Annotated in this window: 13 protein-coding genes; 9 read left to right on the top strand and 4 right to left on the bottom strand. The window is 72.5% G+C overall.

All coding sequences use genetic code 11. The features are described from left to right. From ABTZ99_RS29205 to ABTZ99_RS29195, 3 genes are all read right to left on the bottom strand, one after another. Positions 1-1,248, bottom strand: coding sequence for an exo-beta-N-acetylmuramidase NamZ family protein (locus tag ABTZ99_RS29205; RefSeq protein WP_498779258.1), 1,248 nt, complete (start codon positions 1,246-1,248; stop codon positions 1-3). A 1-nt stretch (position 1,249) separates the two neighbouring features. Beyond that, positions 1,250-2,974, bottom strand: a complete 1,725-nt coding sequence (locus ABTZ99_RS29200) for a glycoside hydrolase family 3 protein (protein WP_498779260.1) — start codon at positions 2,972-2,974, stop codon at positions 1,250-1,252. Positions 2,975-3,541: 567 nt separating this feature from the next. Beyond that, positions 3,542-4,354 carry an HAD-IB family hydrolase gene (locus tag ABTZ99_RS29195; protein ID WP_498779262.1) on the bottom strand — a complete coding sequence of 271 codons (813 nt, stop codon included), beginning with the start codon at positions 4,352-4,354 and terminating at the stop codon, positions 3,542-3,544. Between the two features lie 483 nt (positions 4,355-4,837). On the opposite strand from ABTZ99_RS29195, the gene ssd reads away from it, so the two are divergent. From ssd to ABTZ99_RS29155, 8 genes are all read left to right on the top strand, one after another. Next, positions 4,838-5,890: a septum site-determining protein Ssd gene (gene ssd, locus ABTZ99_RS29190; RefSeq protein WP_499615690.1), complete on the top strand. Its 1,053-nt coding sequence runs from the start codon at positions 4,838-4,840 to the stop codon at positions 5,888-5,890. A gap of 660 nt (positions 5,891-6,550) precedes the next feature. Then, a complete protein-coding gene (locus ABTZ99_RS29185; RefSeq protein WP_498779266.1) occupies positions 6,551-7,681 on the top strand; it encodes a TadA family conjugal transfer-associated ATPase in 1,131 nt (376 codons plus the stop codon). After that, positions 7,678-8,439 (top strand): type II secretion system F family protein, encoded by a 762-nt coding sequence (locus ABTZ99_RS29180; protein ID WP_498779267.1) that lies wholly within the window; start codon positions 7,678-7,680, stop codon positions 8,437-8,439. Before ABTZ99_RS29185 ends, ABTZ99_RS29180 begins: the two co-directional genes overlap by 4 nt. Continuing rightward, the gene (locus ABTZ99_RS29175) at positions 8,436-8,990 is read left to right on the top strand and encodes a type II secretion system F family protein (RefSeq protein WP_499615687.1); all 555 of its coding nucleotides are present in this window, start codon (positions 8,436-8,438) and stop codon (positions 8,988-8,990) included. Before ABTZ99_RS29180 ends, ABTZ99_RS29175 begins: the two co-directional genes overlap by 4 nt. Positions 8,991-9,022: 32 nt before the next feature. Beyond that, positions 9,023-9,199: a DUF4244 domain-containing protein gene (locus ABTZ99_RS29170; protein WP_498779270.1), complete on the top strand. Its 177-nt coding sequence runs from the start codon at positions 9,023-9,025 to the stop codon at positions 9,197-9,199. Beyond that, positions 9,196-9,543 carry a TadE family type IV pilus minor pilin gene (locus tag ABTZ99_RS29165; protein ID WP_499615684.1) on the top strand — a complete coding sequence of 116 codons (348 nt, stop codon included), beginning with the start codon at positions 9,196-9,198 and terminating at the stop codon, positions 9,541-9,543. The genes ABTZ99_RS29170 and ABTZ99_RS29165 overlap by 4 nt, the downstream gene beginning before the upstream one ends. A 282-nt stretch (positions 9,544-9,825) precedes the next feature. Then, positions 9,826-10,164 carry an Rv3654c family TadE-like protein gene (locus ABTZ99_RS29160; RefSeq protein WP_499615681.1) on the top strand — a complete coding sequence of 113 codons (339 nt, stop codon included), beginning with the start codon at positions 9,826-9,828 and terminating at the stop codon, positions 10,162-10,164. Positions 10,165-10,433: 269 nt separating this feature from the next. Beyond that, positions 10,434-11,036 carry a bifunctional DNA primase/polymerase gene (locus ABTZ99_RS29155; RefSeq protein WP_498779275.1) on the top strand — a complete coding sequence of 201 codons (603 nt, stop codon included), beginning with the start codon at positions 10,434-10,436 and terminating at the stop codon, positions 11,034-11,036. Here ABTZ99_RS29155 and ABTZ99_RS29150 read toward each other — a convergent pair. Continuing rightward, positions 11,006-13,414 (bottom strand): DEAD/DEAH box helicase, encoded by a 2,409-nt coding sequence (locus tag ABTZ99_RS29150; RefSeq protein WP_499615677.1) that lies wholly within the window; start codon positions 13,412-13,414, stop codon positions 11,006-11,008. The two genes, ABTZ99_RS29155 and ABTZ99_RS29150, sit on opposite strands and share 31 nt — an antisense overlap. A 205-nt stretch (positions 13,415-13,619) precedes the next feature. Between ABTZ99_RS29150 and ABTZ99_RS29145 the strand changes: the two genes are divergently transcribed. Further along, positions 13,620-15,923: a sodium-translocating pyrophosphatase gene (locus tag ABTZ99_RS29145; protein WP_498779277.1), complete on the top strand. Its 2,304-nt coding sequence runs from the start codon at positions 13,620-13,622 to the stop codon at positions 15,921-15,923. Positions 15,924-16,018 lie beyond the last annotated feature (95 nt).

Raw genomic sequence — 16,018 nt, 5'->3', positions numbered from 1 at the left:
CTACCGGTAGCGCAGGTACGGCTGGCGGGTGCGGTCGAACGCGGCCAGTTCGTCGGCCCAGGCCCCGACCACCTCGTCGGTGCCCGCGCCCGCGTCGACCATGCGGCGCAGCCGGTCCGAGCCGCTGAGCTTGTCGATGTAGAGGTCCGGCCGCCACGCGAAGACCTGGGGGTAGCGGGCCTTCGCGGTGACGATCATGGCGACGGCGGTGCGCGGCGCGTCGAACCGGTGCGGGTCGGTGAGGTGCAGGACGACACCGCCGCAGAGCTTGTTGGCGAACTTGTTGAACGTGGGCGTGAAGTAGGTCTCGCGGAACCGGACGCCGGGCAGCCCCAGCGCGTTCAGGTCCTCGGCCCACCGCCAGTCCAGGCCCGGCGCGCCGATCGTCTCGAACGGGCGGGTGGTGCCGCGGCCCTCGGAGAACACGAGCCCTTCGAACAGGCACGTGCCGGGGTAGACCAGCGCGGTGTCGTGCGTGGGGACGTTCGGGCTCGGCGGGACCCACGGGATGCCGGAGTGCAGGTCGTCCCGCTTCCAGCCCTTGACGTCGACCACTTCGAGGCTGCTCACCCGGCCGCCGTCGGTCGGCAGGAACTCGCCGTCGAACAGCCGCGCCAGCTCGCCGATCGTCATGCCGTGCTGCTGGGCGATCGGCTTGCGGCCGACGAACGTGGCGTAGGCCGGGTCGAGCTGCGGGCCGCGGGCCGTGCCGCCGACCGGGTTGGGGCGGTCGAGCACGACGAACGCCACCCCGGTGGCGGCGGCGGCCTGCATGACGGCGTACATCGTCCAGATGTAGGTGTAGAAGCGCGCGCCGATGTCGGCGATGTCGAACACGAGCGTGTCGACGCCCGCCTTGGTGATCATCTCGGCGATCTTGGCGGTGCTCGCGCCGTAGGTGTCGTAGACCGGGATGCCGGTGCGCGGGTCGAGGTAGTTCCCCTCCGAGCCGCCTGCCTGCGCCGTGCCGCGGAAGCCGTGCTCGGGGCCGAACGCGGCGTGCGGCCTGAGCCCGGCGGCCACCATCGAGTCGACGATGTGGGTGTGGTCGCGCAGCACGCCGGTCGGGTTGGTGACCACGCCGACCTTGCGGCCCGCGAACCGCCGCCAGCCGTCCTCGGCCAGCTGCTCGGCGCCGGTCTTGATCAGCCGCGGCCGGTCGGGGTGCTCGGGGGCGCTGTCGAAGGCGCTGAGCGCCGGGACGGCGAGGGCGCCGGCGCCCGCGGCGAGGAAGTGCCTGCGGTCCATGTCACCACTCCATGCCGTGGCCGAAGGGGTACGGGGTCGGTCCGGGCACCGCGACCGGCAGCTTGCCGACCGGACCCACCTCACCGGTGATCACCCTGGCCAGCGCCTCCATCGACACCGCGCCGTAGGAGTAGGTCGCCAGCCAGGTCGGCGCGGCCGTGTGCGCCACGTCGTACGGGTTCTGCACGGCGACCGCGATCACGGGTTTGCCGGTGGCCAGGAGCCGCGTCAGCAGGGTCTGCTGCGCCGGTTGGCGCGACAGCGCGTTGGTGAGCACGACGACCACGTCGGCGTCGGCCGCGGCTTGGACGGCGGCCGTGATCTGGGCCTGGGTCGGCGCGCTGCCGGTGGGGAGCGCCGTGCCGCCGAGCACGCCCGCCAGGGTGCGGGTCGTCGTCTCGCCCCAGCCCGTGACCAGGGCGGCGGTGGGCTTCGCGCGCAGGGGCAGGACGCCCGCGTCGTTGCGCACGGCGGTGACGGTCCGGTCGGTGATCGCCCTGGCGGCGGCGAGGTGCTCGGCCGGGCCGACCGCCGAGTCGACCTTGTCCACGTCGACGAGCGGGCCGGTGAGCATGCCGCGCAGGAACTTCATCCGCAGGATCCGCAGCACGCTCCGGTCCACGCGCTGCTCGGTGATCTCGCCGCTGCGCACGGCCGCCAGCACGCTGTTCACCGCGAGCTCGAGGTCGACGGGCATGAGGAGCTGGTCGACGCCGGCCTTCAGGGCCAGCACGGGGATCTCGGCGTCGTCGTGCAGCTGTCGCACCCCCGCCATGGCCAGCGAGTCGGTGATGACCACGCCGTCGTAGCCGAGGTTCTCGCGCAGCAGGTCCAGCGAGGGCTTGGACAACGTCGCCGGCTCGCCCGACGGGTCGATCTTCGGCATCTGGATGTGCGCGGTCATGACCGAGTCGACGCCCGCGGCGATGGCGGCCCGGAACGGCGGCGCGTCCACCTCGGTCCACTCGGCCTCCGTGCGGTCGACCTTCGGCAGCGTCGTGTGGCTGTCGGTGTCGGTGTCGCCGTGGCCGGGGAAGTGCTTGGCAGTCGCGCTGACGGTGTGCTTGGCCAGGAAGCGGCCCTGGTAGCCGCGCACCTGGGCGGCGGTCAGCTCGGCCGCCAGCGCCGGGTCGCTCGAGTAGGAGCGCACCCCGATGACCGGGTTCGCCGGGTTGGAGTTGACGTCCGCGTCCGGCGCGAAGTTCTGGGTGATGCCCATGGCGCGCAGCTCGCGTGCGGTGATGCGGGCGGCGTGCTCGGCGTTCTCGGCGCTGCGGCCCGCGCCGAGGGCCATGTTGCCTGGGAACTGGGTGGCGGGCGCGCCGATGCGGGTGACGATGCCCATCTCCTGGTCCGTGGCGATGGCCAGCGGGACCCGGCTCGCCCGTTGCAGGCCGTTGGAGAGGGTGGCGATCTGGCGCGGGGTGTCGATGTTGTCGTAGCTGGAGTTGTTGAAGTAGACGACACCGCCCGGCTGGAACTTGGCCACCACCTCGGCCGGGGTGGCGACGCCGAAGTCGCGCAGGTTGCCGGGGTGCGCCTCGTCCGGCGACTGACCGTGCAGGTAGGTGACGAACAACTGGCCGACCTTCTGCTCCAGCGACATGCCGCGGACCATCGCGGTGATGTGCTGCGCCTGGTCCGGCGAGGCGTGCGCCGGCGGCGCCGCCGGTGAGGTCACTGCGGAAGCCGCGGCCACGGCGACGGCGACGAGCGGACGGAGCACTGCGGCCTCCCCTCTGGGAACTTTCCACCACTCAGTGGTGCGTTTGGCAAGTTACCCACGTCACAGTGGTGGGTCAACGGGTTGCGCTGCGTGGCCATTGTGCGGAGGGGGACCGACAGAACCAGGGGGTTCGCGCTTCACTCGTTCGGGCACTGTTTCGGTGTCCGGGCGCGAAAAGACGGTGGGGCCCCTCAGCAGAGGGGCCCCACCGTCGTCAGCGCGGGCTTCTGAGTTACCAAGCGTGCAACTCGTGTCGTACCAACCTGGCCTCGGCGTCCGGCGTCCCGGTACGCAGGCCCTAGACGACAAGCCTCCCGCGGCGTGCTGCGCGTGGGTGTCTCGAAGTCCGCGCACGGAGCTCTGCCGGGGTGGACGCCGCTTCTCTTCCGCTTCGTCCCTGGCCGACCCGAGGTCCGCACTTCCTTTGTAGTGCGTGTCCGGCGTCACAGCAAGGGCTCGATGGGGTGCACCGTTCAAGCGACGTTCAGTAGCGGAAAGGCTTTTGTGACAGTGATTCCGACGCGCTCGGGACCACTGGTACCGCTGACCGGGGCACGGCGGGGTGAACTAGCTCCGGCGCCGCCTGCGCAGGCCGTACCAGGCCACGCCCGCGGCCGTCGCCGCGCCCAACCCGATCGCGGTCACGGCGACCGCGGTGCCGGACGGGCGGGGGATGCGGGCGCGCAGCGACACGGGGTCGGAGAACGTCAGCACCGGCCAGCCCCGCTGGGTGGCGATCCGCCGCAGCGCGCGGTCCGGGTTGACCACCGTGGGGTGGCCGACGGCCTCCAGCAGCGGCAGGTCGGTGATGGAGTCGGAGTAGGCGTAGCAACTGCTCAGGTCGTAGTCGTGCTGCTCGGCGAGCTGCTTGACGGCGATCGCCTTGTTCTCGCCCGCGCAGTAGAAGTCGACCTCGCCGGAGTAGCGGCCCTCCGCGACGACCATCCGCGTGCCGACGCTGTGCGTCGCGCCGACCATGGTGGAGATGGGCGCGACCAGCTCCTCGCCCGAAGCGGAGACGACGACCACGTCGTGCCCTTCGCCCTTGTGGTCGGTGATGAGCTGCGTGGCCTCCTTGTAGACGAGGGGGTCGACGATGTCGTGCAGCGTCTCCTCGACGATCGAGCGCACCTGCTCGACGTCCCAGCCCTCGCAGAGCGCGGTGATGTGCGAGCGCATCCGGTCCATCTGGTCGGCGTCCGCGCCGGCCAGCATGAAGACGAACTGCGCGTAGGCGCTCTTGAGCACCGCACGCCGGTTGATCAGGCCCTCTTGGAAGAAGGGCCGGCTGAACGCCAGCGTGCTCGACTTGGCGATGACGGTCTTGTCCAGGTCGAAGAACGCGGCGACTCGACTGCCTTCGGTGGCGTGCTCGGTCACCGGTCAAGCTTAAGCGGGGAGGGGGTGGCGGGCCGCCGCCAGTGCTTCGTCACTTTACGAAGTAGGTGTGCGGTCCATCGAAATTTGGTCTCCCTCTGACGGAAGACACGCAAGACCCTGTCCTGTGGGGATACAGTAGACGGGTCCGGCTCGACCGGACGGGTTCAGTCCGACCCCCCGGGACTGAACCAATGACGACCCCCGTCCCTCCCCCCTGGCGGGGGTCGTCCCATGTCCGGGGTCGGTTTCGCCGGTGCTCCGCGCTGGACCTCCGCGCGCTCGTGCCGCTTCTTGCATCAGCCTCCGATCTTTCGTCCGGGTGCCGTGACGGCTGCCGTTCGGCCGGGTGCGGCCGTTCGCGGCGCTCCGAGTTGTCCACAGGCAGTCCGGTTGTCCACATGTTGATCATGTGCCGTTGTGTCCTTCCTCACCGCTCGACACCGTGGAACCCGTAGATCCACCACGGAGAACGGGGAGAGCGGGATGAAGCGACCGGTGGCACTGGTGACCGATGCGGGCCTGGTGGACGAGGTGCTCAACGCGGCGGCGGTCGTCGGCTGCGAGGTGGAGCGCGTGGTCGACGTGACGGCGTTGCGCGGGCGCTGGCACGGCGCGGCGGCGGTGGTGCTCGACTTCGAGGCCGTCGTCGCGTGCGGCGGGTTCCCGCGCAGATCGGGGGTCCACGTCGTCGGCGCCGGTCCGCCGGGCGCCGAGGTGTGGCGGCGTGCCCTGGCCCTGGGCGCGGAGCAGGTGTTGGAGCTGCCCGCCGACCAGGAGCGGCTGCGGGCGGTGCTGGCCGATGCCGCCGAGGGCGCGCCGGTCGGTGAGGGGAAGGTGCTGGCGATCCTGGGCGCCCGCGGTGGCGCCGGGGCGTCGGTGCTGGCGGTGGCGGTGGGTCAGGCCGTGCTGGCGGCCGGCGGCCACGGCCTGCTCGTCGACTGCGACCCGTTGGGTGGCGGCCTGGACCTGACGTTGGGCGCGGAGCGGCAGGAAGGGCTGCGGTGGCCCACGTTGAGGCTGACGGGTGGCCGCGTGCCGGCGGCGGCGCTGCGCACGGCGCTGCCGGGCCGTTCGGGCAGGCACGGGAGCCTGACCGTGCTGTCGTGCGGCCGGACGGGGCCGGGACCGGAGCCGGACGCCGTGGTGGCGGTGGTCGAGGCGGGCAGGCGTGCCGGTGGCACGGTGGTGTGCGACGTGCCGCGCCAACTGACCGAGGCCGCCTGCGCCGCCCTCGACCGGGCCGACTTGGCGGTGCTGGTGGTGCCGGCGGACGTCAAGGCGTGCATGGCGGCCAAGACCGTGGTCGACCGGGCCGGTGAGCGGGGCGTGCGGCTGAAGGCGGTGGTCCGCGGCCCGGCCCCGGGCGGTCTCACCACGGCGCAGGTGGTGGCGGCGATAGGCGTTCCGCTGCTGACCACCATGCGTCCGGAGCCTCGGCTGGCCAGGGCCCTGGACAACGGCCACTTCCCCGAAACCACGCGCGGCCCACTGGCCAAGGCCGCCCGAACAGTCCTGGCAGCCCTCCATGCGCACTAACCAGAACCCACTCGCCCACATCCACAACCGCGATCTTGACCGCGACCACGACAGCTACCGCGGCCGCGACCATGACCCCGGTCCAATCGCCGGCGAACGACGACCGCCTGCTCGTGGACCGGCGTATCGGTTGTCGCGCCACGCAACCGGGGCTGTTCCGCTCCGGATGCCTGGAGCGCGATGCCAAACCCTGTTGGCCGCAGTCGGGCCGAGCGTTCCGGCCGGCGGCGGCGATCTGCACCTCGCCGTCCCTCCGCGAACGCCGACCGCCGGCGGAAACGACCCGTTCCGCGACCTCGCCCACCTACCTCATCGGCACGATCCGGCCGTTCCTCGCCCGCCTTGGGGAAGAGGTCGCGGGATGGGCGCGGACAGCGGTCGTCGTGCGGATGTCGGTCGTGGCGCGGTTGGCCCCGGGTGGATCGGCGATGGATTGGCGGTGGGCGGTGACCTGTGACCGCGGGCCCACTGTGCGGCGGCATCCCGCGTACCGGCCGCCCGTGGGATTTCGGAGTTGTCGGCCCGTGTCGCTGTCGGAGCTGGTGCTCGCCGAGCTGTCCGCGTCGTTCCTGGGCGAGCCGGGCGATGGCCGGCCGGGGCTGGTCGAGGCGGCTCGGGAGGTTCTGGGAGGTCGTCGTCGAGCTTTGAGGGAGGGTGGTTGTGAACGATCTGGTTGAGCGCGTTCGCCTGCGGCTGGCCAGCGGGCGCGGTGACCTCACGTCGGCGGCTGTCGCGGCGGCCGTGCGTGGTGAGGCCGGCGGGGTGCTCGGTGACGAGGACGTCCAGCGGGCGCTTTCGGTGCTGCGGCAGGAGTTCGTCGGTGCCGGGCCGCTGGAGCCGCTGTTGCGGGACCCGGACACGACCGACGTCCTCGTCACCCGGCCGGATGAGGTGTGGGTCGACGGGGTCGGCGGGTTGCGGCGCACCGACGTCGCCTTTCCCGACGAGGCGGCCGTTCGTCGGCTCGCGCAGCGGCTCGCGGTGGCGGCCGGGCGGCGGTTGGACGACGCCGCGCCCTGTGTCGACGGGTGGTTGCCCGGCTCGGTGCGGTTGCACGCGGTCCTGCCCCCGATCTCACCGTTCACCTGCCTGTCGTTGCGGGTCCTCCGCCCGGCGGTGCACGACCTGGAGACCTTGGAGGCTTGCGGCACGTTCGACCGGATGGCGGCCGACCTGCTGCGGGCGATCGTGGTTGCCCGGCAGGCCTTCCTGGTCGTCGGCGGCACAGGTTCGGGGAAGACGACGCTCCTCGCCGCGTTGTTGGGGTGCGTGCCGCACGACGAACGGGTCGTGTGCGTCGAAGACGCAGGAGAACTCCAGCCCCACCACCCGCAGGTCGTCCGCCTGCTGGCACGCGGCCCGAACGTCGAGGGCGCGGGCGAGGTGACGATGCGCGACCTCGTCCGGCAGGCGTTGCGGATGCGGCCCGACCGGATCGTGGTCGGGGAGGTGCGGGGCGCGGAGGTGTGCGAGCTGCTGTCGTCGCTGAACACCGGGCACGACGGCGGCGCGGGGACGTTGCACGCCAACTCGCCGGCCGAAGTCCCCGCGCGGCTGGAGGCCTTGGCCGCGCTCGGTGGGCTCGACCGGCACGCCTTGCACAGCCAACTGGCCGCCGCGGTGAAGGTCGTGCTGCACATGCGCCGGGCGGGCGACGGCACGCGGTACCTGGCCGAGATCGGTGTGCTGGAACGGCGGTCCGGTCACCTCGTCGTCCGACCCGCGTGGCGGCGTGACGGGGGTTGGCAGGAAGCCGGCGCGGTGCTCAAGGGCCTGGTGAGGGCGTCATGAGCCTGCTGTTGCTGGCCGCCGCGTTGGTGGTGCTGCCGTCGGCCCGGGCGCGACGGCGGCTCGCCGGGCCTCGGCCCGCGGGGCGGTGGAAGTCGTGGAGGCCCAATCGGGTGCTGGTGGTCCTGGTGGGGATCGCGCTGGGGATGCCGGTGGGAGCAGGTGGCGCGATCGCGGGCGCGTTGCTGGCCGCGACCGTGTGGCGGACGTACCGGGAGGCGATCCGGCAGCGCGACCGGATGGCGGCGTCCGTCGCGCTCGCCGACGGGCTGAAGGCGTTCGTCGCGGAACTGCGGTCGGGCGCTCACCCGGCCAAGGCGGCGATCGGCGCGGCGGAGGACGCACAGCCGCCGGCGACCGACGTCCTGCGGGCCATCGCGGCGACGTCGGCACGTGGTGGCGAGGTCGAGGCGGCGCTGGCCGACTTCCCCGACGCCACCCACCTGGCCAGGGCGTGGCGGCTGTCGGCGGTGCACGGCGTGCCGTTGGCCGACGTGCTGGACGCGGTCCGGCGGGACCTCGACCGGCGCACCGCGTTCGCGGGGCAGGTCCACGCCCGCATGGCCGGTCCGCGGGCCGGCGCGGCGGTGCTGGCCGGGCTGCCGCTCCTCGGCGTGGTGCTGGGCGAACTCGGCGGCGCGGGACCGTTGGCCGTCCTGTCCGGCACTGCGCCGGGACAGGTGCTGCTGGTGGCCGGGGTTGCCCTGATCTGCGCCGGGCTGCGGTGGAGCGGTCGGTTGACCAGGCAGGTGATCGCATGAGCCTGCTGCTGCTCGCCCTGGCGGTGATCGCCTTCCCCGCGCCGACGAGAGCCGCGGCGCGGCTGCGACCGAGGACCAGGCGAAAACCCGTGCCGAAGGCCAGGCCGCCGGACCCGTTCGCCGCGGCGGCGACGTGGGACCTGCTGGCCGCCGCCTTGCGGGCGGGCCTGCCGGTGGCCGGCGCGGTGCGGGCCGTGCTGCCGGGCGTCCCTCCGGGGCCGGCCGAACGCCTCCGCGAGGTGGTCGACCTGCTGACGTTGGGCGCGGACCCGGTGCACGCGTGGGCGAAGGCGCTCGCCCACCCGGACACCGCGCCGCTGGCGAGAGCGGCACGTCGGACGGCCCGGTCGGGCGCGGCGCTGGCCGGGGCGGCGGCGGACCTGGCCGCGGAGGCGCGGGCGAGGGTGTCCGACCAGGCCGAGGCCCGTGCGCAACGCGCCGCGGTGCTCGTGGCGGGACCGCTGGCGCTGTGCTTCCTGCCCGCGTTCCTGTGCCTGGGCGTCGTGCCGGTGGTGATCGGCGTCGTCGCCGGCGTGAGCGACGACTGGTAACTGTCCACAGTGGAGCTGAAGGAGAGTGGGAGATGGTGGCCGGCAGGCGGAACGTGTTGGGCGACAGCGGGATGTCGACGGTGGAGTACGCGATCGGCACGCTTGCCGCCACGGCGATCGCCCTGCTCCTGTACTCGCTGATGAGCGGGGACTGGGTGGAAGGGCTGCTCCGGGCCTTGGTGCAGCGGGCGTTCACGGTGGACGCGTGAGGCGGGAGGTGCTGGGCGATGACCGGGGCGGGGTGACCGTCGAAGCGGCGGTGGCGGTGTGCGGGTTGGTCGCCGTGCTGGTGCTGGGAGTCGGCGCGGTGATGGCGGTCGTGGCTCAGCTCCGGTGCACGGATGCGGCACGGGAGGCGGCTCGGCTGGTCGCCCGGGGCGATTCCGCGCGGGTCGACGCAGTGGTCGGGGCGATCGCGCCGGAAGGGGCGCGGTGGGAGGTGAGGAGGGAGGGGGACACGGCAACGGTGGAGGTCGCGGTCTCGCGGCTGGGTGTCGAACTGCGGGCACGTGCGTACGCGGTGGTCGAGCCGGGGGTGGTCCAGCCTGGGTAGCCGAGCTGGGTAGTCGAGCCGGAGTAGTCGAGCCGGAGTAGTCGAAGGACGACTCGGGTCGCGGGAGTCGGCGGACGGCTCGGGCGGCGGTGGTCGCGGCGGCCGGTGAGCCGCTGAGGCCCGCGTCGGTCGCGGCGATCGGGGAGATGCCGGGCAGGAAGGGGCGGGCAGGCAGGAAGGGCCGGCGGGACAGGAAAGGGCGGGGAGGGCAGGGGCCGGAGCGCAGGGGTCGGAGCAGGGCGAAGGGCCGGAAGTAGGGACAGACAAGGAGGGGAGGGGTGGGTGGTTGGTGATGACCGTGGGGCGGCGTCCGTCATGGCGGTCGCGGTGGGGGCGATGTGGTTTGGGCTCGTGGTGGTCGGCGTGCACGTCGGTGAGGCCGTGGTGGGCAGGCACCGGTTGGGTGCGGCGGCCGACCTCGGGGCGTTGGCGGCGGCCGGGCAGTTGGCCGGTGGGGTGGCGCACGCCTGCGGCCGGGCCGAGTGGGTCGTCGAACGGATGGGTGGGCGGTTGGCCTCGTGCCAGGTGGAGGGGTGGGAGGTGAGTGTCCGCGTCACCGGCGAGCCCACGGTGTTCGGCGCGCCCAGTGCCCGGGCCCGTGCAGGTCCGGCCGAACCGTAACCCGTACCCGACACGACGAACGGTCGTCCGTCGGCGGTGAGCGGACTCACACGACCGCAGATTCGCGGCTTCGCGGCGGGCGGACGGCTCGCAGGCCGTTCTGCTCAACGCCCCCGGCCGCCGCGTTCGCCGTGCCACAACGACCAGTTGTCGACAGGCGGTTACCAAAACCCCCGGTCATGGCGTTAGTTCAAGTGGTGGCACCGACACGGTGTCGAACGACGCGCGACACGGTGTCGTGGACGCAGGACGCAGGAGGCGAACGAAAGATGGAGTGGTCGGATAGCTGGCGCGGGGCCTTCCGCATCGAGCTGCGCGCAGAGGCGGTCAACCTCGCGTGGCACGGGTGGCCTGTGCTGCCGGGCACCTATCCGGCGGGTGAGCGGTGGGCCGGGCGCGACGGCGTCGAGGACCTCGGGCCGGTCCCGGTGCACCGCGACTGGCAGGAGCGCATCGGCACCAAGGCGGAGCAGGTCGCCACCTGGTGGGCGGGCCACTCCTACAGCATCCTGCTGGCCACCGGCCACGGCGTGGACGCCGTCGAGGTGAGCGCCGACCTCGGCCGCCGCGCCGCGGTCGAGCTGCGGGCCGCCGGCGTCCCGGTGCCGATCGTGGCGACCCCGGAAGGCCGTTGGATGTTCCTGGTCGCCTCCGGCGGCACGCCGGTCACGGACCCGGACGTCAAGCACTACGGCCAGGGCGAGTACGTCCCGCTGCCGCCGAGCACGGGCCACGTCGGCGTCGTGCACTGGCGCGTCAAGCCGCAGATCTGCGCGTGGCACCTGCCGCACGTGGACGTGGTCCGCGACGCCCTGCTCCAGGCCGCCGACCGCACCAGCGCCTACGGCCTGGTCGCCGCCGACCGGTCCTGATCGACTCGGCCGTGCCGGACGTCGTGGCGGCTCTCCCCGACGACCCCGAGCACGACGTCCAGCACGGCCACCCCGCCCGCCTTGTCCAGCGGATCGTTGCCATTCCCGCACTTCGGCGACTGCACGCAGGACGGGCACCCGGCCGGGCACGCGCAAGCCGCGATGGCCTCCCTAGTAGCGACCAACCACGGGACTACCGCGTTGAACCCGCGGTCGGCGAACCCGGCTCCCCCGGGATGACCGTCGTGCACGAACACCGTCGCCTCCCCGGTGTCCTGGTGCAGCGCGGTCGAGACTCCGCCGATGTCCCAGCGGTCACAGGTCGCGAAGAGCGGTAGCAGGCCGATCGCCGCGTGTTCGGCGGCGTGCAGTGCGCCGGGGACGCGCGCCGGAGCCAGACCGGCGCCCCCCGGCGCACTGCCCAACAACTCCGCGGACACCGTGTACCAGACCGCCCGTGTCACCAAGGTCTGCGCGGGCAGCGACAGCGGCACCGAGTCGACCACCTGCCCGGACGGCAGTTTCCGCAGGTAACCGACGACCTGCGAGGTCACCTCGACCTCGCCGAGGCACACCGTCACCCCGTCGAACGAGCGCTTCTCCAGCACCCGGACCACCGAGATGTCCTTGGTGTCGCGCGCGGTCGTCGTCCAGTCCGGCTTCTCCGCGTGCACCATCGCCAGACCGCTGTCCAGGTCCAGCTCGTCCACCACGTACGACTCGCCCTGGTGCAGGTAGACGGCGCCGGAGTGCACCTGCCAGCACGCCGAACCGGGGTCGACCGTGCCGAGCATCCGCCCCGAGTCGGCCTCCACCACCACGACCTGCTCGCCGCCGGACCCGCGGATGTCCACGGACGAGTGCGGCCGGTCGTGCGAGGTCCAGTACCAGCCGTTCGGCCGCCGCCGCAGCACCCGCCGCGCCACCATGTCCTCCACCACGGCCAGTGCCGCGTCACCGCCGAAGGACTCCAGCGACTCCGGCGTCAGCGGCAGCTCCGCCGCCGCGCACGCCAGCTGCGGCTCCAGCACGTACGGGTTCGCGGGGTCCAGCACCGTCGCCTCGACCGGCTTGTCCAGCACCGCCGACGGGTTGTGCACCAGGTAGGTGTCCAACGGGTCGTCCCGCGCCACGAACACCACCAGCGCGTCGGCGTCCTCGGTCCGCCCCGCCCGCCCGGCCTGCTGCCAGAACGACGCCAGCGTGCCCGGGAAACCGGCCACCACCACGGCGTCCAACCCGACGATGTCGACGCCGAGCTCCAACGCGTTCGTCGTCGCCACGCCGAGCAGCTCGCCCGACGACACGGCACGCTCCAGCGCCCGCCGCTCCTCCGGCAGGTACCCGCCCCGGTAGGCGGCCACCCGCTCGGCCAACGACGGGTCGACCTCCGACAACACCCGCCGCGCGCCCAACGCGGTCAGCTCCGCGCCCACCCGCGACCGCACGAACGCCAACGACCGCGCGCCCTCCACGACCAGGTCGGCCAGGATCCGCGCCGTCTCCGCGCCCGCCGAACGCCGCACCGGCGCCCCGTTCTCGCCCTTCAGGTCGTCCAGCAGCGGCGGCTCCCACAACGCCACCGTCCGCCCCGCGCGCGGCGACCCGTCCTCGGTCACCGCCTCGCACGGCGCGCCGAGCAGCGCCGCCGCCGACGCCGCCGGATCGGCCACCGTCGCCGACGCCAGCACGAACACGGGATCCGCGCCGTACCGCTGCGCGACCCGCCGCAACCGCCGCAGCAGCAACGCCACGTGGGAACCGAAAACTCCCCTGTACGTGTGACATTCGTCGACCACCACGTACGACAGCCGGCGCAGGAACCTGATCCACCGGGCGTGGTTGGGCAGCACGCCGCGGTGCAGCATGTCCGGGTTGCTGAACACCCAGTTGGCGTGCGCCCGCACCCAATCGCGTTCCGCCATCGGCGTGTCGCCGTCGAACGACGCCGCGCGCACGCCCGGCACGCCCAAACCGCTCACCGATCTCAACTGGTCCGCGCCCAACGCCTTCGTGGGCGAGAGGTACAGAGCTGTTGCCTTCGGATCAACTGTCAACGCGCTCAGGACCGGCAATTGGTACGCCAGCGATTTGCCCGACGCGGTGCCCGTCGCCACCACGACGTGCGATCCGGACCACGCGTGCTCCGCCGCTTGCGCCTGGTGCCGCCACGGCTGGGCCACACCCCGTTCCACCAGCGCCGACACCACCGGTTCGGCTGCCCACGACGGCCACCCGACGGGTTGCGCGGGACGCGGGGGCTGCTCTTCGGTGTGCGTCAACGGCGATTCGCCCGCGGGTACCCCGGCGAGGACACGGTCCAGCAAACGACGTCCCTGGTTCGCCACGGGGCGCAGCTTCGCACACCCGGGGGACATCCGAACCCCACCTCTGCGGATAACGGTGTGTGTACGGATCGGGACGCGTTGTTGCCTGGTTGCGCACTATGAATAGACTCCGCCGCTATCGCATCCAATGAGGGGTGCATCACGTTGTGTCGGGGCTGACAGTCGCGTGAGTGACCCGCCTCACACCAGCGGGGTGGCCCTGACATTGGGCTTGGAAAACTCACCAGGAGGACGGATGTCCCGGCAATTCCTCGCGGAGGGCCTCGAGCTCTCCGGAGGTGATCGCGGCCTCGTCGCCGTGGTCGCCGTGGTCGCCCTGGCTGCCCTGGCCGTGGGCTACGTGCTGCTCCGGGAGGTGCTGGCCGCGGGCCAGGGCACCTCCAAGATGCAGGACATCGCCAAGGCGGTCCAAGAGGGCGCAGCGGCCTACCTCAACCGGCAGTTCCGAACGCTCGGCATCTTCGTCGTGATCGTGTTCGTGCTGCTGTTCGCGCTTCCTGCCGAGGACATCGGCGAACGGATCGGCAGGTCGCTGTTCTTCCTCGTCGGCGCCGGCTTCTCCGCCGTCATCGGCTACCTCGGCATGTGGCTGTCGACCCGCGCGAACGTGCGCGTCGCCGCCGCGGCCAAGGAGACCGGCGGCCGGGAGAAGGCCATGCGGATCGCGTTCCGCACCGGCGGCGTGGTCGGCATGTTCACCGTCGGCCTGGGCCTGTTCGGCGCGGCCCTGGTCGTGTTCGTCTACGTCGGCCAGGCGCCCAGGGTGCTGGAGGGCTTCGGCTTCGGCGCCGCCCTGCTCGCCATGTTCATGCGGGTCGGCGGCGGCATCTTCACCAAGGCCGCCGACGTCGGCGCGGACCTGGTCGGCAAGGTCGAGCAGGGCATCCCCGAGGACGACCCGCGCAACGCCGCGACCATCGCCGACAACGTGGGCGACAACGTCGGCGACTGCGCCGGCATGGCGGCGGACCTGTTCGAGTCCTACGCCGTCACCCTGGTCGCGTCGCTGATCCTCGGCACGGCCGCGTTCGGCGCGAAGGGCCTGCTGTTCCCGCTGATCGTGCCCGCGATCGGCGTGCTCACGGCGGTCATCGGCGTCTACATCACCAGTGCCCGCACCGGCGAGAACGGCCTCACCGCGATCAACCGCTCGTTCTACATCTCGGCGGTCGTCTCGGCGGTGCTGTGCACGGTGGCGGCGTTCGTGTTCCTGCCCAGCTCGTTCGCGGGCCTCGCGGGCGTGTCGGAGGAGATCGCGGGCACGCCGGGCAACCCGGCCCTGATCGCCGCCGTCGCGGTGATCATCGGCATCGTGCTGGCGGGCGTCATCCTGTGGCTGACCGGCTACTTCACCGGCACCGAGCACAAGCCCGTCAAGGAGGTGGGCCGCACCTCGCTCACCGGCGCGGCGACCGTCATCCTGTCCGGCATCTCGGTCGGCTTCGAGTCGGCGGTCTACACCGCGCTGGTCATCGGCGGCGCGGTCTACGGCGCGTTCCTGCTGTCCGGCTCGGTGGTCGTGTCGCTGTTCGCGGTCGCGCTGGCCGGCTGCGGCCTGCTGACCACGGTCGGCGTCATCGTGGCCATGGACACCTTCGGCCCGGTCTCCGACAACGCGCAGGGCATCGCGGAGATGTCCGGCGACGTGGACGGCGAGGGCGCGCAGATCCTCACCGAGCTCGACGCGGTGGGCAACACCACCAAGGCCATCACCAAGGGCATCGCGATCGCCACCGCCGTGCTGGCGGCGACCGCGCTGTTCGGCTCCTACAAGGACGCGATCGAGCAGGCGCTGCGGGACGTGCAGGTGGGCCTCGGCGAGGTGCCGGTGTCGTTCACCAACGTGGTGTTCAGCCCGAACGTGCTGGTCGGCCTCATCATCGGCGCGGCCGTGGTGTTCATGTTCTCCGGTCTCGCGGTCAACGCGGTGACCCGCGCGGCCGGCGCGATCGTGTTCGAGGTGCGCCGCCAGTTCCGCGACAACCCCGGGATCATGGACGGCACGGTCAAGCCGGAGTACGGCAAGGTCGTCGACATCTGCACGAAGGACTCGCTGCGCGAGCTGGCCACCCCCGGCCTGCTCGCGGTGCTGGCGCCGATCGCGGTCGGCTTCGGCCTCGGCGTCGGCCCGCTGGCCGGCTACCTGGCCGGCGCGATCGCCACCGGCACGCTGATGGCGGTGTTCCTGGCCAACTCCGGTGGCGCCTGGGACAACGCGAAGAAGCTGGTCGAGGACGGCAACCACGGCGGCAAGGGCTCCGACGCCCACGCCGCGACCGTCATCGGCGACACCGTCGGCGACCCGTTCAAGGACACCGCCGGTCCGGCCATCAACCCGCTGATCAAGGTGATGAACCTGGTCTCGGTGCTGATCGCGCCCGCGATCGTCGGGTTCTCCGTCGGCTCCGGCGAGTCGGCCGGCATCCGGTACGCGATCGCGATCGTGGCGGTCGTGGTCATCGTGGGCGCCGTGGTCGTGTCCAAGCGGCGCGGCACGGCGATCTCGGACACCCCGGCGGAGGTCACCACCTCCGCGTGACGTGCGAGTGGGAGGGCGGGGTGCCGCAGTCGGGGGCACCCCGCCCTCCCACGTCCGGGTAGGCCGGGTGGGCGCGCCCGGATGGGGGCACACTG

Source organism: Actinosynnema sp. NPDC002837 (genome assembly GCF_040295345.1).
Lineage (GTDB): Bacteria > Actinomycetota > Actinomycetes > Mycobacteriales > Pseudonocardiaceae > Actinosynnema.
Note: the sequence above shows the minus strand (reverse complement) of the source record. Positions and strands in the feature narration are given on the sequence as shown.